This is a genomic window from Rhodococcus daqingensis, from assembly GCF_042665615.1.
Lineage (GTDB): Bacteria > Actinomycetota > Actinomycetes > Mycobacteriales > Mycobacteriaceae > Rhodococcus_G > Rhodococcus_G daqingensis.
Genome location: NZ_JBHTCS010000001.1, coordinates 222,789 through 240,240, shown reverse-complemented (window position 1 = coordinate 240,240; position 17,452 = coordinate 222,789). Strand labels below are relative to the sequence as shown.

15 protein-coding genes and 1 tRNA gene are annotated in these 17,452 nt (G+C 72.2%); 11 read left to right on the top strand and 5 right to left on the bottom strand.

The features are described from left to right. Positions 1–81 precede the first annotated feature (81 nt). Positions 82–282 (top strand): hypothetical protein, encoded by a 201-nt coding sequence (locus ACFQS9_RS01110; RefSeq protein WP_378400682.1) that lies wholly within the window; start codon positions 82–84, stop codon positions 280–282. A gap of 66 nt (positions 283–348) precedes the next feature. After that, positions 349–993, top strand: coding sequence for a dihydrofolate reductase family protein (locus tag ACFQS9_RS01105; RefSeq protein ID WP_378400680.1), 645 nt, complete (start codon positions 349–351; stop codon positions 991–993). Between the two features lie 490 nt (positions 994–1,483). Here ACFQS9_RS01105 and ACFQS9_RS01100 read toward each other — a convergent pair. After that, a tRNA-Gly gene (locus ACFQS9_RS01100) sits at positions 1,484–1,554 on the bottom strand. A 77-nt stretch (positions 1,555–1,631) separates the two neighbouring features. Between ACFQS9_RS01100 and dcd the strand changes: the two genes are divergently transcribed. The 3 genes from dcd to ACFQS9_RS01085 are packed head-to-tail and all read left to right on the top strand — an operon-like array spanning position 1,632 to position 5,691. Beyond that, entirely contained in the window at positions 1,632–2,210 is a 579-nt protein-coding gene (gene dcd / locus ACFQS9_RS01095) for a dCTP deaminase (protein WP_378400678.1), read from the top strand. Beyond that, the gene (locus ACFQS9_RS01090; protein WP_378400676.1) at positions 2,207–3,208 is read left to right on the top strand and encodes a DUF1839 family protein; all 1,002 of its coding nucleotides are present in this window, start codon (positions 2,207–2,209) and stop codon (positions 3,206–3,208) included. Before dcd ends, ACFQS9_RS01090 begins: the two co-directional genes overlap by 4 nt. Then, complete coding sequence (locus ACFQS9_RS01085) at positions 3,205–5,691, top strand: glycosyl hydrolase 2 galactose-binding domain-containing protein (protein ID WP_378400673.1); 2,487 nt, start codon at positions 3,205–3,207, stop codon at positions 5,689–5,691. The genes ACFQS9_RS01090 and ACFQS9_RS01085 overlap by 4 nt, the downstream gene beginning before the upstream one ends. A gap of 3 nt (positions 5,692–5,694) precedes the next feature. Here the strand turns inward: ACFQS9_RS01085 and ACFQS9_RS01080 are convergent, their stop codons facing one another. The 4 genes from ACFQS9_RS01080 to ACFQS9_RS01065 are packed head-to-tail and all read right to left on the bottom strand — an operon-like array spanning position 5,695 to position 9,786. Beyond that, the gene (locus tag ACFQS9_RS01080) at positions 5,695–7,419 is read right to left on the bottom strand and encodes an alpha/beta fold hydrolase (RefSeq protein WP_378400671.1); all 1,725 of its coding nucleotides are present in this window, start codon (positions 7,417–7,419) and stop codon (positions 5,695–5,697) included. 5 nt (positions 7,420–7,424) lie between these two features. Continuing rightward, on the bottom strand, positions 7,425–8,369 hold the full coding sequence (locus ACFQS9_RS01075; RefSeq protein WP_378400669.1) for an amino acid--[acyl-carrier-protein] ligase: 945 nt from the start codon (positions 8,367–8,369) through the stop codon (positions 7,425–7,427). Continuing rightward, positions 8,369–9,535, bottom strand: coding sequence for an acyl-CoA dehydrogenase family protein (locus ACFQS9_RS01070; RefSeq protein ID WP_378400667.1), 1,167 nt, complete (start codon positions 9,533–9,535; stop codon positions 8,369–8,371). Before ACFQS9_RS01070 ends, ACFQS9_RS01075 begins: the two co-directional genes overlap by 1 nt. After that, the gene (locus tag ACFQS9_RS01065) at positions 9,532–9,786 is read right to left on the bottom strand and encodes an acyl carrier protein (protein WP_378400665.1); all 255 of its coding nucleotides are present in this window, start codon (positions 9,784–9,786) and stop codon (positions 9,532–9,534) included. The genes ACFQS9_RS01070 and ACFQS9_RS01065 overlap by 4 nt, the downstream gene beginning before the upstream one ends. A gap of 281 nt (positions 9,787–10,067) precedes the next feature. Between ACFQS9_RS01065 and ACFQS9_RS01060 the strand changes: the two genes are divergently transcribed. The 6 genes from ACFQS9_RS01060 to ACFQS9_RS01035 all read left to right on the top strand — a co-directional run bounded on the left by ACFQS9_RS01060 (position 10,068) and on the right by ACFQS9_RS01035 (position 17,440). After that, positions 10,068–11,441, top strand: a complete 1,374-nt coding sequence (locus ACFQS9_RS01060; RefSeq protein WP_378400663.1) for an O-antigen ligase family protein — start codon at positions 10,068–10,070, stop codon at positions 11,439–11,441. Further along, the gene (locus ACFQS9_RS01055; RefSeq protein ID WP_378400661.1) at positions 11,351–12,406 is read left to right on the top strand and encodes a glycosyltransferase family 4 protein; all 1,056 of its coding nucleotides are present in this window, start codon (positions 11,351–11,353) and stop codon (positions 12,404–12,406) included. The genes ACFQS9_RS01060 and ACFQS9_RS01055 overlap by 91 nt, the downstream gene beginning before the upstream one ends. Continuing rightward, positions 12,403–13,875: an oligosaccharide flippase family protein gene (locus tag ACFQS9_RS01050; protein WP_378400659.1), complete on the top strand. Its 1,473-nt coding sequence runs from the start codon at positions 12,403–12,405 to the stop codon at positions 13,873–13,875. Before ACFQS9_RS01055 ends, ACFQS9_RS01050 begins: the two co-directional genes overlap by 4 nt. Further along, positions 13,872–14,957, top strand: a complete 1,086-nt coding sequence (locus ACFQS9_RS01045; RefSeq protein WP_378400656.1) for a glycosyltransferase family 4 protein — start codon at positions 13,872–13,874, stop codon at positions 14,955–14,957. The genes ACFQS9_RS01050 and ACFQS9_RS01045 overlap by 4 nt, the downstream gene beginning before the upstream one ends. Before the next feature lie 22 nt (positions 14,958–14,979). Continuing rightward, positions 14,980–16,119, top strand: coding sequence for a glycoside hydrolase 5 family protein (locus ACFQS9_RS01040; protein ID WP_378400654.1), 1,140 nt, complete (start codon positions 14,980–14,982; stop codon positions 16,117–16,119). 118 nt (positions 16,120–16,237) lie between these two features. Further along, positions 16,238–17,440 (top strand): YveK family protein, encoded by a 1,203-nt coding sequence (locus tag ACFQS9_RS01035; RefSeq protein WP_378400652.1) that lies wholly within the window; start codon positions 16,238–16,240, stop codon positions 17,438–17,440. Positions 17,441–17,452: the final 12 nt, after the last annotated feature.

The window sequence follows — 17,452 nt, the reverse complement described above, 5'->3', positions numbered from 1 at the left end:
TCTGCGCCGGCTGGATGTTGCGGGGATCGTCGATGCCCCTTTTGCCCGCCCGATCCCCGGGCGGAGCTGACGCACGGCCAGGTGATCGAGGTGCTGGTGGCCAACCGGACGCTGGCCCACGAGGCTGCGGCCGCCCGCGGCGAAAGCAAGGGCCGGAAGCCCCGCTTCCGCTGGATGCTCGCCGGGCGAGGGGTACGCGGCCGCACCGGGGATGACCACGGGGAGTCGTCGCCCGGCACGCGGCTGTGGGCGCCCGATGAGAACTGCATGATGCGGCGATGAGTTTTCCTGGCCCGGCTGGTCTACCGTTCGTCAGATGATCAGAAAGTGCGAAACAGGAGGAGCGACATGAGCCAGTTGCTGCGGGTCCAGAACTTCACCGTCTCGAGCGACGGGTTCGGCGCCGGCGAGGGCCAGAGCCTCGAGAAGCCGTTCGGTCATGCCGATCCGGGGAACTTGCTCGCCTGGGCTTTTGCCACCGACCACCCGCCCATCAACCGCTCCGAGCCCGGTGGCCGAGGTCTGGACGACTACTTCACGCGGGACCACACCCGCAACATCGGCGCCGAGATCATGGGCCGCAACAAGTTCGGGCCGCAGCGCGGGCCCTGGCAGGACCACGAGTGGCAGGGATGGTGGGGTAACGAGCCCCCGTTCCACACGCCGGTGTTCGTCATGACGCACCATAAGCGCCCGTCGTTCACGCTCTCCGACACCACGTTCCACTTCGTCGACGGCGACCCGGCCGCGGTGCTCGCCCAGGCGAAGGAGGCAGCGCAGGGCCAGGACGTCCGGCTTGGCGGTGGGGCCACGATCATCCGGCAGTTCCTCGAGGCCGACCTCCTCGACACCTTGCATGTGGCGGTCGCGCCGACGAAGCTCGGCTCCGGGGCCCGGCTGTGGGAGTCCCCCGATGAGCTGCTCGACCGGTTCCACCAGGACGTCGTGTCCAGCCCGAGCGGCGTGACGCACCACCTGTTCTGGCGGAAGTGAGGCCGGACCAGCCAGCCGTGGATCAAGGTGGGGCTCGCCTCGCCGGAGGCGTAGTGGGCTGCCGGGTTGATCACCGAGGATGAGCGGGACGTCTTGCTCGACCGGATGCGTCGTGGTCGGACTCCGATCCCGGTACAGATCCGCGAAGCGGTGGCGGCATCTCCGGGCATCAGCAACACCGATCTCCGCGGATGATCGTGATGGGGATCGCGAGTGGCCTCATTCCAGACCCTCGGCATCACGCGGAGGCCGCGAAATGCACGGTCGATGATGATGGACGATGGTGGCCGAACGAACCAGAGACCCAGGCAGATCGGGCCGAGTCCAGCTGAGAGTCTTGCGGTCCTGAGCTGCTCTGTCGGCGTGGGAATCTACTGTCATCGGTAGCGACGAGCGGTCGGTCGCTGCCCTCACCGATTGGCCTTCGCGTCTGGTGGCGCGCAGGCCATGGAACTGATTGGCTGGTTGACGATTGATGGTGGATTGATTGAGCCGATGACGGGAATCGAACCCGCGTATTCAGCTTGGGAAGCTGATGTTCTACCATTGAACTACATCGGCATGCAGGGGTTTTGCGCCCGATGAGGCACTGCAAGACCCTGCGAGCGGCAACTCTAGCAGACCGCTAACCTCTAGCTGTGCTGCTATCCGATCGTGACATCCGTTCCGAGATTTCCACCAAGCGACTGGGCATCGATCCGTTCGACGACTCGATGGTTCAGCCCTCCAGCGTGGACGTCCGTCTGGACCGACTGTTCCGTGTCTTCAACAACACGCGGTACACGCACATCGACCCTGCTCAGCAGCAGGATGAGCTGACCAGCCTCGTCGAGCCGGCGGAGGGGGAGCCGTTCGTGCTGCACCCCGGCGAGTTCGTGCTGGGCTCGACGTTGGAGTTCTGCTCGCTGCCCGACGACCTGGCCGGGCGCCTGGAGGGCAAGTCCAGCCTCGGGCGGCTCGGGCTGCTCACCCACTCCACGGCCGGGTTCATCGACCCCGGCTTCAGCGGGCACATCACCCTCGAGCTCTCCAACGTGGCGAACCTGCCGATCACGCTGTGGCCGGGCATGAAGATCGGGCAGCTGTGCCTGATCCGGCTGTCCAGCCCGGCAGAGAACCCGTACGGCAGCGCCGCGGTCGGGTCGAAGTACCAGGGCCAGCGCGGCCCGACGCCGTCGAAGGCCTACCTGAACTTCGTGAAGGCGCCGACGCAGTGACCGTCCGCCGGCTCGCCCCCGGCGCCGCGGTCCGGACCACCGGCGTGCTCGACGTCGCGGTGCCCGGCTACCGCCCCCACCCCATGCACTCGAACGAGCGGATCTTCTCCGAGACCAACTGCTACGTCGACCTGTGGGTCGAGGTCCTGCACGCGCTCGACGCCGACCCGGTGCCCGCGACCGCGTTCGTCCTCGGCGCCGGGTTCGACGGCAGGCAATGGGATTTCGTGAAGTTCCAGCCCGAGGACCTGCGCGAGCTCTACGGCATCTCAGTGGCCGAGATGAACGTCTGGCGCCCCGTCCTCGATCACGTCGTCGACAACCTCGCCGACGGCATGCTCTCCACCGTCGAGGTCGACGGATACTGGCTGCCGGACACCGCGGGCACGAGCTACCGCCGGGAGCACACCAAGACCACGGTGGTGCCGAACCTCGTGGACCGGGCCGCCCGCCGGATGGAGTACTTCCACAACAGCGGCTACCACGAGCTGTCGGGCGAGGACTTCGATGGCGCGTTCGGCCTGGTCGATCCCGCGCCCGCGCTGGCGCCGTACGTCGAGCAGATCCGGTTCGACCCGGACCTGGTCCGCCGCCCCGCACACGAGGGCGACCGCGACATCGACTTGATCGCACGGCATTTCGCGCGTCGCCCGGCGGGCAACCCGGTCGCCGAGCTCGGGGGGCAGGTGCTCGCCGATGTGGAGTGGCTGGTCGACGAGGACCCCGAACAGTTCCACCTCTGGTCGTTCGGGACGCTGCGTCAGTGCGGCGCGAGCGCCGAGCTGGCGGCCGACCTGAGCCGCTACCTCGAGTCCCGCGGCCGGACCGGGGCCGCCGACGCCGCCGAGGCCTTCACGGCCGTCGCCACCGGCGCCAAGACCGCGCAGTTCCGGCTGGCCCGGGCAATGCGCGGGCGGGCCGCCTCGCTCGACGAGCAGCTGGACTCGATGGCCGGGCACTGGGCCACCGCGATCGACCGGCTCGGCCTGGTGCTGTGACCGCGGGACGCGACCTGCTGCGCGGGGCGACGTGGCGCTGCGCGGAGGTGGCACCCGGAACAGAGCTCACCGCAACACAATTCGACGACCTGGACTGGATGGAGGCGCAGGTTCCCGGCACGGCCGCCGCCGCGGTGCGGGCCGGGGATGGCGATTCTGCCGCCCACGGCCGCGGCTACGACGACACCGACTGGTGGTTCGTCGCGCGGGTACCGGTCGACGGCGCGGAGGGGCCGCTGCGACTGGAGGCGGACGGCTTGGCGACGCTGTCGGAGGTGTGGGTCGACGGCTCCCTGCGCGCGGCAGGCGAGTCGATGTTCGCGCCGCTCGCAGTGGACATCCCGGACCACGCCGATACCGTCACCGTCGCACTGCGGTTCGCCTCGCTGACCGAACACCTGAGGTCCCGGCGGCCCCGCGGGCGGTGGCGGTCCTCGATGGTCGCCGAGCAGGGGCTCCGCTGGGTCCGCACCACGATGCTCGGCCGGGCCCCGGTGTACGGCCAGGTACCCGCCCCGGTGGGACCGTGGCGTCCGGTCCGGCTGCTGGCCGGCGACGCCATGGTCGACCGGTCGATGCGAGCCTGGATCGACGGCGACGCCTCCCGGGTGCACCTACGGGCCGAGATCCGGATGCGGCACGCGCCGACCGAGGCGCAGGTGTGGATCGGCGAGCAGCGCACCGTCGTTCGGCTTTCCCCCGACCCGTCGGGGGACCACTCCCTGCTGGACGCGACCGTCGAGGTGGACGGCGCGCGGCCCTGGTGGCCACACACGCACGGCGAACCCGTCGTGTACCCGGTGCGGGTGGTGGTCGGCGAGCTCGACACACACTGGGGCACGGCCGGATTCCGCTCCGTCGACCTCGACACCGCCGACGACGGGTTCGCGATCCACGTCAACGGCAGGCGGGTCTTCTGTCGCGGCGCCTGCTGGGTGCCGCCGGACCCGGTCCGCCTGGTCGCCGAGCCCGACGAGCTCCGCCGCACCCTGACCGCCGTCCGCGACGCCGGGCTGAACATGCTGCGCGTCACCGGCACCCTCGCCTACGAGCAGCCCGAATTCTGGGAGCTGTGCGCGGAACTGGGCATCCTGGTCTGGCAGGACGTGATGCTCGCGACCGTGGACCCGCCCGCCGACGAACGCTTCGAGGACCTGCTCCGACGGGAGGTCGCGGCGCTGGCCGCGGCGGTGGGCGCGAACCCGGCGCTCACCGTCGTCAGCGGCGGCAGCGAGACCGAGCAGCAGCCGACCATGGTCGGCCTGCCCGCGCCCGACCGCACGATCCGCGCCCTCGACGAGGTGCTGCCCGCCGCGGTGCGAGAGCTGCTGCCCGGCACGCCCTACCTCCCGTCGAGCCCGTGGAGCCCGCCCTCATCCGGCGAGCTGCCGACCCACGTCTCGGTGGGCGTCGCGCACTACTTCGGGGTCGGTGGATACCGGCGCCCGGTCTCGGACGTGCGCTCGGCGCGGGTCCGGTTCGCCGCCGAGTGCCTGGCCTTCGCCACCCCGCCTGAGCGGGCGGCGATCGAGGCCGCATTCGGGTCCGCCGCGGCGGCCGGGCATCTGCCCGCCTGGAAGGCCGCGGTGCCGCGGGATCGGGGCGCGCCCTGGGACTTCGAGGACGTGCGCGACCACTACGTGCGGGAGCTGTTCGGGGAGGACCCGGCCTCGGTGCGCCACGCCGACCCCGAGCGGTATCTCGACCTCGGCCGGGCCGCGGTCGCCGACGCGGTGTCGGAGTGCCTGGGCTACTGGCGACGCCGGGACTCGGGGTGCGCGGGCGCGCTGGTGCTGGCGTTGCGGGACCTGACACCCGGTGCGGGCTGGGGCCTGCTCGACTCGTCGGGCGGGCCCAAGGCGCCCTGGTACGCCCTCGCGCGGGCGGCCGCGCCGACCGCGGTGACCCTGACCGAGGACGGGATGGACGGGATCCGGGTGGACGTGCACCACGACGGACCCGCCCGCCTGGACGCGACGCTGCGGATCGAGGCCCACTCGCAGACGGGGGCCGCGCCGCTGCTCGTCGAACGCGAGATCTCCCTCCCCGCACACGGTTCCGCGCACTGGTCGATCGACGCGCTGATCGGGCGGTTCACCGACGTGTCCTACACGCACCGGTTCGGGCCGCAGGTCTACCACGGCGTGACCGCGACGCTGCACGGCCCGGGCGGCACCGAACTGGCCCGCGACGTCCGTCTGCCCGGCCCGCGCCCGCTGGAGAACGCGGGCGACGTCGGGTTGCGGGCGGAGGCGGCCGCCGGACCGGCGGGGGAGTGGATGCTGCGCGTCGAGACCACCCGCGCCGCGGCCTTCGTCTGCGTGGACGCCACCGGCTGGCGGGCCCAGGACTCGTGGTTCCACCTCGCGCCCGGGACCTCGCGGGAGCTGCGGCTGCACCCGATCGCCGGTGCGGGCAGGCCGAAGGGGCATGTGCGCGCGGTGAACTCGGGGGTGTCCGCGCCGATCACGATCCGCGAGTAGGCGTCACAACCCGGTCGAGGCCACCCGGGACACCGCCGGGGACGGTGACATCGCGAACTCGTCGGTGATCGCCGACATCAGTTCCCCGCGAACCTGTTCCCGCAGCCCCAGGTCGTAGAGCGAGTGATTGCCGGCCTCGAAGGCGCGCACCCGGCCCGGCCAGCCCCGGCGGCGCAGCCGGGCCAGCCCCTCCGGCCCGCGATTGCTGTCGAAGACGGCCGTGTCCTCCGGGGCGAGCAGCACGGTGGTCGACACCCCCGCCGCCGCGAGCCGCGTCAACAGCACCTCCGGGACCCGGGTGAGCCCGAGCTCGCCGAGCAGCAGCCACAGCCGGTACGGCATCGCCGCGCGCGCCACGTTCCGGACCGCCACCGCGGCGCGGCGCACGGCCCGCCCGCCCGCGGCGAGCGGGCCTGCCGCCGTCGACGGAGGTGCGGGCCGGGTGAAGGCGATCGGCCGGGTCGCCCACATCAGCGGGTTCACGAGAACGGCTGCGCGAACACCGTTGTCGGCCGCGCCGAGCGCCGCGCCCCACGACCCGGAGCACAGTCCGGCGACCAGCACCTCCGCCGGCGGCGCCGCGAGGGACCGGACCGCGTTCGACGCGTCCGCGATCTGCGCGGCCGAGTAGAGGGGCGCCGGGGCGGCGCCGGCGACCGGGTCGGTGTCGCCGGTGCCGCGCCGGTCGAAGCGGACGACGGTCAGTCCCAGCGCGGCGAGGTCGCGGGCCAGCTCCACCCAGAGTCGGGTCGGCCCGATGCGGTGCTCGTTGGCGGTGGCGTAGAGCAGCACGGTCGGTCCTCCCGGGCCGGACCCGACCGGCGCGGTCTCGATGGTGAACAGGCCGTCGGACCCGCGGCGCGACACCGTCTCTCGTACCGGCCCGCCGTCGACCAGGGCGTCACCGTGGGCCGCGACGGTGACCGGCACGGCGGCGGCGGGGAACCGGTCGGCGAGCCAGCGGCCGATGGCGTCGACGTCGCCGGTGGGCACCACGACGTCGAAGCCGCCCGGCTCGATGAACTTCTCCTGCCCGTGCACGGCGAGCTCGTCCGCCCCGGATCGCTCCGCCAGCCGCCGCAGCCTCGAACCGGTGGCGTCCTCGGGCCTGCGGGCGAGCAGGACCGGGACCCGGTCGGGGAGCGGCGCCGCGAGCAGGTCCAGCCCGGCGAGCTCGGACGCGGCGTTCGCGTGCAGGACCGCCCCCGTGATGGGGACGCGAGGGTCCGCGGGATCGTCGGCCCCGAAGCTGATCGCGTACAGCGCGCGCTGCTGGTGCAGGAACGTCCGGCCCCGGATCACCGGATCCCAGAGGGCCAGCGCGGTGAGCGGACCGCACTGCCGCGCGACCACCCCCGCGAGCAGGGCGCCCACCCGCAGGCCGGTCAGCGCGACGCGGTCCACCCCGCAGGACCGCACGAATGCGACTGCCGCGCAGACACTGTCCTGCCACCGGGAGGCCGCGTCCGCCGCGTCCTGGTGGCCCGACGAGTCGCCGAACCCGTGGTAGTCGAAGCGGAGCACCAGCAGGCCCTCGGCGCACAGTTGCTGCGCGAGGTAGGCGAGCCCGCGGTACGAGTCCACGTGCTCCATGCCGATCGGGGGGCACAGCACGACGCCGCCGCGGGCCCGACCGCCCTCGGGGACATGGACGTGACCGAAGAGCGGCGCGCCCTGCGGCCCGAACCAGGTGGGATGGACCCCGCCGGCGCCCGCGTGAAATGACATCGGGTCTACCCCACGGCGAGCAGCGCGCGCTGCGGCGCCGGCCAGTGTTCGACGGACAGGCCGTGGGTGCGCAGCATCGCCAGCGCGATGCGCTCCATCCCGAAGCCGACGCAGGCGCTGTGCGCGACCGCCCCGTCGGCGGTGTCGATGCCGAAGGCGGAGCCGAAGTGATCCTGGTGGCTGTTGCAGGAGACCACCGCGGTGCCCTCGTCGAGGTCCCCGTACAGCCGGACCAGCAGCTCGGTCTTGAGCTCGGCGGTCCGCTGGTTCGACGCGAGCATCCGGCCGGCCCGGCCGAAGAACGGATCGTTCGCCGGCGCCGCCACCGCGTCGAGCCCGAGCTCCGTGAGCACCGAAAGCGCACGGGGAAGCCAGGATTCGCGATGCGCCCGGGCCTGCTCGGGGGTGCCGACGCGGACGAACTCGTGCATGCGGAAGGCCTGCAGCCGGGCCGGGTCGATCGCCGGCTCGTGCCGGAAGCAGTACCCGTACACGTCCAGCAGCGCGCCCTCCTCCGGCAGGGTGCCGGTGAGCGTCGGGTAGGCCGGATGGCAGGCGGCGGAGACCAGCATGGTGCCCGCGGGCTCGAGGAAGTGGTCCCAGTCCCCGCCCTCGGCCCGGGTCGCCAGCAGCTCGGCGTGCGCGCGGTCGTCGCCGCGGAAGGTGGCGACCGACCCGGTCAGGTTGGGGAAGGAGGCGATGTAGTCGGTGCGGTCGAACGCCTCGCGCGGGTACACCGGCGGGAAACGCAGCACGCGCGCGGTGGACCCGTGTGCGCCCGCGCCCGCCCGCCGGATCCGGGCGTCGACGGCGTCGATGATCGACTCGAGGACGCCCGAGCGGCCGTACAACCCGGGGACCGCCGTGGGGATCAGCAGTCCCGCGTCGACGAGGTCGGCGCGGAAGCGCTCGCGAGCGCTGTCCAGCGGAGACGGGTTCGGGGCCTGCATCAGTCCCCCTTGTGCACGAGGACGAGCTGCGAGTTGTGGTGCAGGATGCGGTCGTTGCTGACCATCACCGCGGAGCCGTATGCGTCGCGCAGGTGCCTGCTCATCGCGAGCTCGTGGTCCAGTCGGTACCCGGCGATCCCGCAGATGGTCAGCGCGCGACCGACCAGGTCGATGACCAGCATCGAGGAGCTCACCTTCACGGTGTTGAACTCCAGCGCGACCTTGACACTCGAGAGTGCGGCCGGGTTCTCGGCGAGCGACTCGAACCGCGCCGCCGCCCCGAACACCGTGTCGACGAGCTGCTGGTGCGCGACGACCAGCTCGGCGAGCCGGACCGCGGTCGTCGGCGGTGTGCCCGGCGAGCGACGCGCGGCGGTCTGCACCGATCGCCTGGCCTTGCGCAGGGCGGCGTCGGCGATCCCGAGCCAGGCGGCCGACCAGAGCACGTGCGCCGTGGGCAGCATCGTATGCGCGGAGATCTCCGCGTACGGATCGCTCAGCAGCGCGTCGGCGCCGGTGTCGACGGTGAGGAGGAAGCCGGGGCTCCTGGTGCCGCGGAAGCCCATCGTCTGCCAGGTGCCGGCCACCGTCAGCGTGGTGTCCGACCTCGGGCAGGCGAGCAGGACCTGATCGTTCGGCGCGCTGGCGGCGGTGCGGCGGGCGGTCGCCAGCACCACGTCGGCGTACTCGCCGTACGAGATCACCGGCGCGTTCTTCTGTAGGCGGACCCGGTCGCCGTCGCGTTCGACGGCGCAGCCGCTCGAGCGGACGTCGCCGCCGATGCCGATCTCGGTGGTGGCGGAGGCGACCAGGAGCTGGTCGGCCGCGATGGCGCTGAGCAGTTCCCGCATCGCCTCGCCGCGGCCGTGCCGGACGATGCTGAGCGCCTGCGTCTGGTGCATCGCGAAGATCATCGCCGTGGAGCCGCAGGAACGGCCCAGCGCGCGGGTGACCTCGGCGAGCCGGGTCAGCGGGAGCCCGGCGCCCCCGAGGGCGGCAGGCACCGCGGCGCCGAGGAGCCGGGCGGACTTCAGGGCCGCGACGGATTCCGCCGGGAACCGCGCGTCGCGGTCGACCTCGTCCGCCCACACCGCGGCGACCCGCACGCATTCGTCGAGACCGTCGAGGGCGTCGACGGGCGCCGACCGGTCCACCGGACCGCTCATCCGGCGAGCAGCGAGTCCACTGCTGCCGCAATGGACTCGATGCTCGCGAAGGTCGACTTCTGCAGCAGTGCGTCGGGGAACTCGACGTCGAACTCGTCCTCGAGCCCGATCATGACGTTCACGCTCGCGTGCGAGGTCAGGCCCTTGTCGTAGAGATCGTCGTCGGCGGCCACCTCGGCAATGGTGATCGGCAGCCGACCGAACTTCTCGAGCACGTTCCGAATCCGGTCGACGTGGACGGATGCCGACATCGAACCCCCCTATCGCCTGAAATCACACCATCGCCCGAGACCGAAACTCCGGTGGGCGTGCGATCTCCCTCCCGACGCCGCCGTGAACCATATCGACCGATCCCGACTGGGCGTTAGCGCAGGAGCGGGATGTGGCGGAGGTTACTGCGGGGGACACGGGCCGGAGGCGGTCACGGCCCGTTGACCTGGGGGTGGCGATCGCCGGTGTGAGATCGTGGTCTGCGCGGATCCGCCGACATCACGGGTTCGCGCCAGGTCGCGATGCATGGGGGGAGGTAGGGATGTCGCTGGCTCTCGCCCTGGTGGGCGGCGTCGCGTTGATCGTCGCGGCCGTCGTGGCGACCCTGATCTACGCCCGCCCGCAACGAGGACTGCTGTTCCTCGCCGCGCTCACCCCCCTGCACGGTGTGCTGGCCATCGTCCCCGGTGGTGCCTCGCTCACCATCTGGAAGGAAGCGCTGATCGCGCTCACCCTCGCGTGCGCGTTCCTCCGCCGCCCGCGCTCCGCGGACCCTCGGGGCGCGCGCCGGATCCCGGTGCACATGCCCTGGTGGCCCGCGCTCGCGATCCTCGCGGTGCTCGGCTCGGTCTCCGCGCTCGTCTCGTTCGGCGTGCTGGGCCTGGTGGCCATCAAGGTGACCTTCTTCTACCTCGTCGTGGTCGGCGTGCTCTGGCTGGCGCCGTTCGACGCCCGCGACCGCGATCACCTCGTCACCGTCATCATGGCGATGGGCGCCTTCGCCGCGCTGGCGGGCCTGGCGCAGCAGGTGATCGGACCCGCCTACCTGGTGGAGCTCGGGTACCAGTACGGCCAGCAGGTCCGGGCCGCAGGCGGCTTCTTCCGCACCTTCGGAACCTTCAACCAGCCCTTCGCCTTCGGGCTCTACGTGATGCTGAGCCTGCTCGTCGGCGGCGCGGTCGCGCTGGCCGAGCCGCGGCGGGTGCGCAACACCGTGTTCCTGTGCCTGACCCCGATCATGGCGTTCGCCATGACCACGTCCATCGTCCGCGCGAGCATCCTCGGCCTGGCCGTCGGCCTGGTCTGGCTCGCGGTGCTCCGCTTCCGCGTCCTGCTGGTGGTGCTCGGCGGCACGGCGGTGCTGGCCGCGATGGCGCTCCCGTTCGTCCCGGTGGGCGTGACGAGGGCGCTGTTCTCCTCGAGCAGCCTCGGCGAACGCGGCGAGGGCTGGAACGACATCCTCACCAGCATCGCGGTACACCCGCTCGGCCGGGGGCTGGGCGCCAGCGGGTCCGCCGCCGACCGGATGCTGCTGGCCGACGGCGCCGAGATGACGAACACCTCGCCGAACTACCAGCCCGACAACTACTACGTGAAGATGCTCCTCGAGCTCGGCCCGATCGGGCTGTGGCTGGTGCTCGCGCTGCTGATCACCGCCCTGGTGTGGACGACCCGGCTCGGGCGCGAGCTGCCCGGCCGGGACGGCGCGTTCGCGCTCGGCGTCAGCGCCTCCGTCGTCGCGGCGATGACCGCCAGCGTGGTGGCGACCTACTTCGAGATCTTTCCGCTCGACCTTTACTTTTGGCTTCTGTTGGGAGTGGTGGGATGCGCAGCAGCGCAACACAGATCAGATTCGGAGCCCTTGCCCTCCGCCCCGGGGGAAGCGGAGTCCAGACCTATGCCCGTGAGCTGCTGACCGCGCTGACACCCGAGCTGCGCGACGCGGAGCTGTCCGCGCTCGTGCAATCCGATGCCGTCGGCGAGCTGCCCGCGGCGGTGACCGCGGTCCGACGACCGGTCGCGGGCGGCGCGGTCCGGGCCGCGCTCGGCGCGTTGCCGATCGGCCGCTGCGACCTGTTCCACAGCCTGGACGTGGACCTGCCGATCGCCACCCGGGCGGTGACCGTGTCGACGGTGCACGACCTGTCCGTGCTCGATGTGCCGTGGGCGTCGAGCCGGCTGCGAGCGGCGGGCGAGTCGCTGCTGGTGCGCAGCGCCCTGCGCCGGGCCGACGTGTTGCTGGCGGTCTCCGAGTTCACCGCCGAGCGGATCCACGCGGTCAGCGGCCGGACCGCGACCGTCGTCGAGCTGGCGCCCGCACCCTGGGCCCGCCCGCCCGCACCGGATCAGGTGGAGCGGCTGCGGGCCCGGCTCGGGTTGCCCGAGCGCTTCGTCCTGCAGGTGGGCACGGTCGAGCCCAGGAAGGACGTCCGGCTGGTGGCCGATGTCGCCGACGAGCTGGGGGTGCCGTGCGTGCTGGCGGGTGCCGGGACGCGGGGGCCGGACGCGCCGACCGGCGCGATCGGGCTGGGCTACGTCGACGTCGCCGATCTGCCGGGCCTCTACGCGGCCGCCACGGTGACCGCGTACGCGTCCAAGTACGAGGGCTACGGGCTGCCGCCGGTCGAGGCGATGGCGTGCGGGGGCGCGGTGGTGGCCAGCGCGGTCGGCGCCCTCCCGCAGGTGGTCGGCGCGGGCGCGGTCCTCGTCGACTCGCTGCGCGCGGCGGACTGGGTGAGCGCGATGCGCCCGCTGATCCACGAGCCGGCCGCGCGCGCGGAACTGACGGCGGAGGCGGTGCGGGTGGCCGGAAAGCTCACCTGGGCCCGGACCGCCGAGCGCACCGCGCGGGCCTACCGGGACGCCGGGGTGAGCTGGTGACCACGGCGCCGAGGGAGATCGCCTCCGACGCGCGCGCCGCCGCCCGCGGCACCGCGACGGTGCTCGCCAGCCGGGTCGCCATCGCCGCGATGGGCTGGGCGGGCAGCGTTGTCGTCGCGCGGTCGCTCTCCGCCGACGAGTGGGGCCAGTTCAGCTTCGTGTTCGTCCTGCTCGGGCTGCTCTCGGTGGTCACCGACCTGGGCGTCGGGCGGGTGGTCCTGGCCCGCCTGATGGACGACGACCCGGACGAGGTCGCGTTGACGGCCTCGTCCTTCGTCGCGCTGCGGACCCTGCTCGGCGTCGTCGGGTACGTCGTGGCGGTGGCCTACGTGCTGATCCTCGGCTATCCGTCGGAGGTGGTGCGCGCCACCGCGATCGCCGGACTGGTGGTGCTGTTCGCGACCCCCGGCAACGCGCTCTCGGTGCTCTTCCAGAGCAGGCACCGGCTGACCTACGTGGCGGTCGCGGAGAGCCTGGGCCAGGCGGTCCAGCTCGCGCTGACGATCCTGGCCGCGATCTTCGCCCCGTACCTGCTGGTGTTCGTGATCCCGGCGATCGTCAACGAGCTGGTGGCCCTGAGCTGGAAGTCGCGCGGGGTGCACCGGAAGGTGCTCGGCGTGCGCCCGGCCCGGCGCATCGAGGTGGCGCGCTGGCGCGAGATGCTGCGTGAGGCACTGCCGTTGGCGATCGGCTTCGCGCTCACGATCGCGCTGACCAAGATCGACGTGCTGATGCTGAGCCTGATGGACACCTTCGACGCGGTCGGCCTCTACTCGATCGGGTACAAGTTCTCCGACATCATGGACACGATGGCGCTGGCCGTCGTCGCGCCGGTGAGCACGCTGCTGGTGGCCGCCTGGCCCGCCCGTCCGGAGGTGTTCCGCCGCCGGAGCCGCGACGCGGGCATCGCCTTCGGGCTGATGGGGGCGGTCGCCGTGGCCTCGTTCTGGCCCTCGGCGAACGCGGTCATCGAACTGCTCTACGGCGAGCGGTTCGGCCAGTCGACCTTCGCGGCGCAGCTCCTCGTGGTGGCCGCGGCGCTCACCGCGCCGGTGCTGCTCGGGCTGTTCCTGCTCGCCTCCGCCGGCCACCAGCGCTCGTACCCGCTGGTGGCGGCGGGCGGCCTGGTGCTCAACATCGGGCTGAACCTGGTGCTGATCCCGCGGTACTCGTTCGAGGGGTCCGCCGTCGCGACCGTGGCCACCATGGCGGCGATGGTCGTCGCCCTGTGGATCGTGATCGCGCGCGTCGTGCCGATCCGCGGCCTGCTGCCGGTGCGGGCCATGCTGGGGCTCGCCTGCGTCGCGGCGGCGGTCGCCGCGACGGGACAGTTCGTCGCCACCCACACGCCGCTGCCCTGGCCGGTGGTGTCCGCGCTGGCGGCCGCGCTGGTGCTGGCGCTCGCCCAGCCGCTGCGGCTCACCGACGGCATCCGGCCGTGGGCGATCCTCAAGGCGCGCAGGGGATGAGCGCGATGGAGCGGACGCTGTTCGTCTCGCACACCGGGCAGGTGTCGGGGGCGGAGAAGGTGCTGCTCGCCCTCGTCGAGGAGGCGCTGCGCGGCGGCCGTGAGGTGCTGGTGGCGTGCCCGGACGGCCCGCTGGCCGATGCGCTCGCGCCGGGGTGCGTGCGCCTGTCGATCCCCGCGCTCGGGTTGTCCGGCGAGAGCGGCGCCGCCCGCGCGCTCGGCGCGGCCAGGATGCTCGCCCGGTGGGTGGCGGCGGCCCGGGTGCTCGCGTCGGCTGCCCGGGTGCCGGGCACGGGGACCGTCGTCAACTCGCTGTTCGCGCTGCCGGCGGTACGGCTGGCCCGGGTGCCCGGGGCCGCGTCCTGGCTGGTCCACGACACCGTGACCAGTGCGAAGCAGCGCGCGGTGATCCGGCTGGGACGAGCGGGCATTCGCCGCGCGGTCGCCGTCTCGGAGGCGACCGCGCGTCCGCTGCGCGCGCTGGGACTTCCGGTGCTGGTGGCGCAGAACGGGGTTCGGTGGCCCGTGCCCGCCGTGACGGGCGAGGTGCACCGCCCACCGGTCGTCGGGGCCCTGGCGCTGCTCACGCCGTGGAAGGGGCATCGGGTGCTGCTCGAGGCGGTGGCGCTGCTGCCCGGTGTGCGGCTGGAGTTGGCGGGCGGCCACTTTCCCGGGGACGAGGATTACGTGGCCGAACTGCACACCCGGGCGCAGCGCCCCGACCTCGCGGGCCGCGTCCGTTTCCTGGGGCATGTGCGCACCGGCGAGGTGCTCGAGGGCTGGGACGCCGTCGTCTCGGCCAGCGTGCAGCCGGAGGCAGGTCCGCTCTCGGTTCTCGAGGCGATGTCGTACGGGGTGCCGGTGATCGGCACCGACCACGGCGGCACGAGCGAGTTCCTGTGCGGCGGTGCGGGCCTCCTGGTGGCACCGGGTGACCCCGAGGCGATGGCGTCCGCGATCACGAGGGTGCTCTCGGACGGGGAACTGCGGGAACGGCTCACGGCCACCGCCCGCGCGAGGGTCGCCGCCGAGCACGACATCTCGATCACGTTGCCTGCGATGTTACGGACGCTGACGGCATGATCCCGGTGATAGCCTCCAGGACATGAAGGTGCGGAAGTCATTCGGCACGATGGTGGGGCTTTCCGGGGTATTGCTGGTGGTGGGCGCGGTCGCGCTCAGCGCGGTCTGGACGGGACCGGGAAGCGGCCCCGCGGTCAGCACCGCGTCGTCGGTCTCGGCCGCGGCACCCAACTGTTCACCGAACTCGCCGCAGGTCCGCGCGGGCGGAGCCGACGGCGCCGCCCTGCTGGCCATGCCGAACGACGTCCTCGCCCGCGAACTCACCGCCGCCAAGAACGCGGGAATGTTCTCCATCCGGGTCGACATCGACTGGTCGGTGATCGAGCCGACCCGGGGCAGGCGGGACTGGTCGAACACCGATCGCGTCGTCAATTCCATTGTCGCGCACGGTTTGTGCCCGCTGGGTCTGGTGGGGTTCACGCCGATATGGGCTCGGCCCCAGGCGGGGTGGGTCAGCGACTCGCACTACATTCCGCGCGACGCCGGGCTGTTCGCCGACTTCGCCAGGGCGGCCGCGGTGCGTTACCGGGACCGGATCTCGCTGTGGGAGATCTGGAACGAGCCGAACATCGTGCACTTCTTCCGGCCCGCACCGAACGTCGACCAGTACGGCCAGCTCCTCCGGGCCGGCTACGAGGCGATCAAGTCGGTGCAACGCAACTCCTTCATCCTCGCCGGTGGCCTTGCGCCCGCTGCCGACAACGGCACCGACATAGCGCCGGTGACGTTCATCCAGCGGCTGTACCAGATCGGTGCGAACAGGTACTTCGACGCCTTTGCGATGCACCCGTACACCTATCCGGCGCTGCCCAACGATCCGACCACCGCGAGCTGGAGTGCCGCACAGAAGATGTGGCAGATGCGGGACGTCATGGTGGCGGGCGGGGACGCAGGCAAACAGATGTGGATCACCGAATTCGGCGCGCCGACGGGGACCCATCCCACGGCGGTGACCGAGGCGGTGCAGGCCGAGAGCATCGCCATCGCGCTGAACGCGGCGCGGGAGGCGCCGTGGATCGGCCCGATCTATCTCTACTCGATCCGCGACACCGGTCCGAACCCCGCCGACCGGGAACAGAATTTCGGTCTACTCCGACACGATTTCTCCGAGAAGCTCGCCTACGGGCTGGTGCGCAGCCGGATGTTCGCCCCCGGAAACTGAGCCCCGTGACCGTCCGCTCGTCCGCCACCAAGCGGGGTCGTGACGCGTACCTGCAGGTATGATCCGCCGGGACCTTCTCGTGCGCAGGGCAGGAGGGGCTATGGGAGGGGATCAACTCGTGTCGGAGCAAGCCACACGGATGCGTTCGGGCGGGTCCACCCATCGTGACGCGCCGCCCCCGATCGACCTCGTGGGACACGGTCGCGCGCTCGCCAGGGCCGCTTTGCCCGCGCTGCTCATCGCGCTGTTGGTCGGGGCCGCCGTCTTCGGGCTCCGGACCGCGCTGACCACCAAGCAGTACGAGGCGACGGTCATCGCGCAGATCAGCACCGCGGGCGGGGTCGCACCGGGCGATGCGTACATCGAGCAGCTCCGGGCCCCGTTCGTCGGGCTCGCCAACGATGCGACCGTGCTGGACTCCGTGCTCGGCCAGTTCGATACCGGGTGGGACGGCCCCACCCTCGCCGCGCACACCAAGTTCGCCCCCGGCCCGTCACCCGCGATCCTCAGTGTCACGGTGCGGGCGGACTCGCCGGAGCTGGCGGGCAAGCTTGCCCGCGCGATGGTGGTCGCCGTCGACCAGGCCGCGACGGGGCAGCGCGCGCAGGAAGTCGAGAAGCAGGTCGCGCAGATCCAGGCGGGCATCGCGGCGGCGAAGGCGCGCAATGCGGCCAAGGACCCCGACGATCCCGCGCAGCAGACGGCGGACGCCGAGGTCAACGCGATGGTCGACGAGATCGCCAAGCTCCAGGTCAACGGTGGCAGCCGGTTGATGATGCTTTCCGCGCCGAATCAGTCGACGGAGCCGGTGGCGCCGAAACCGCTCGCCGAGTCGATCGTGGCCGGGCTCTTCGCCTTCATCGTTGCGGCCGAGGCGATCGTCTTCGCACGCGGGCGGTTCGGCGAACGGCCGACCGATTCCTGGGCGCGCCGGGTCGCCCGCAAGTACGGGGCCGGCTATGGGCGGGACGCCGGGAGCCCATCGGGATTCGCGACGAGCACCGCGGTGGCGCTCAGCCGCAACGTCTACCGCAGCGGGGAGACCCTGATCCTGCTCGGCACGGGCACGGCGGTGGATGTTTCCGCGGCGCTGCCGGAGATCGGCGCCGACGCCACCTACGGCTGGGTGAACGTCCAGGACATGGAGAGCGAGTGGTGGCGCACCGCGAACCTGAACGAGGTGGTGATGGCGGTCGTGGTCGTCGCCGCCGGCAGCTCGGATCGGGCGCTGGCCGAGCGCACCCTGCGGGAGCTGTCCGAGCTGGCGGTGCCGACGGACCTCGTGCTCCAGACGGCCGCCGCCCCCGCAGCGGCCATCTGACGAGGGCGCCGA

What these genes read in the sequence shown, in the direction of transcription:
- ACFQS9_RS01105 (WP_378400680.1), top strand. Translation starts at nt 349, where the DNA reads ATGAGCCAGTTGCTGCGGGTCCAGAACTTCACCGTCTCGAGCGACGGG.
- ACFQS9_RS01080 (WP_378400671.1), bottom strand. Translation starts at nt 7,419, where the DNA reads ATGTCATTTCACGCGGGCGCCGGCGGGGTCCATCCCACCTGGTTCGGG.
- ACFQS9_RS01075 (WP_378400669.1), bottom strand. Translation starts at nt 8,369, where the DNA reads ATGCAGGCCCCGAACCCGTCTCCGCTGGACAGCGCTCGCGAGCGCTTC.
- ACFQS9_RS01070 (WP_378400667.1), bottom strand. Translation starts at nt 9,535, where the DNA reads ATGAGCGGTCCGGTGGACCGGTCGGCGCCCGTCGACGCCCTCGACGGT.
- ACFQS9_RS01065 (WP_378400665.1), bottom strand. Translation starts at nt 9,786, where the DNA reads ATGTCGGCATCCGTCCACGTCGACCGGATTCGGAACGTGCTCGAGAAG.
- ACFQS9_RS01060 (WP_378400663.1), top strand. Translation starts at nt 10,068, where the DNA reads ATGTCGCTGGCTCTCGCCCTGGTGGGCGGCGTCGCGTTGATCGTCGCG.
- ACFQS9_RS01055 (WP_378400661.1), top strand. Translation starts at nt 11,351, where the DNA reads ATGCGCAGCAGCGCAACACAGATCAGATTCGGAGCCCTTGCCCTCCGC.
- ACFQS9_RS01045 (WP_378400656.1), top strand. Translation starts at nt 13,872, where the DNA reads ATGAGCGCGATGGAGCGGACGCTGTTCGTCTCGCACACCGGGCAGGTG.
- ACFQS9_RS01040 (WP_378400654.1), top strand. Translation starts at nt 14,980, where the DNA reads ATGAAGGTGCGGAAGTCATTCGGCACGATGGTGGGGCTTTCCGGGGTA.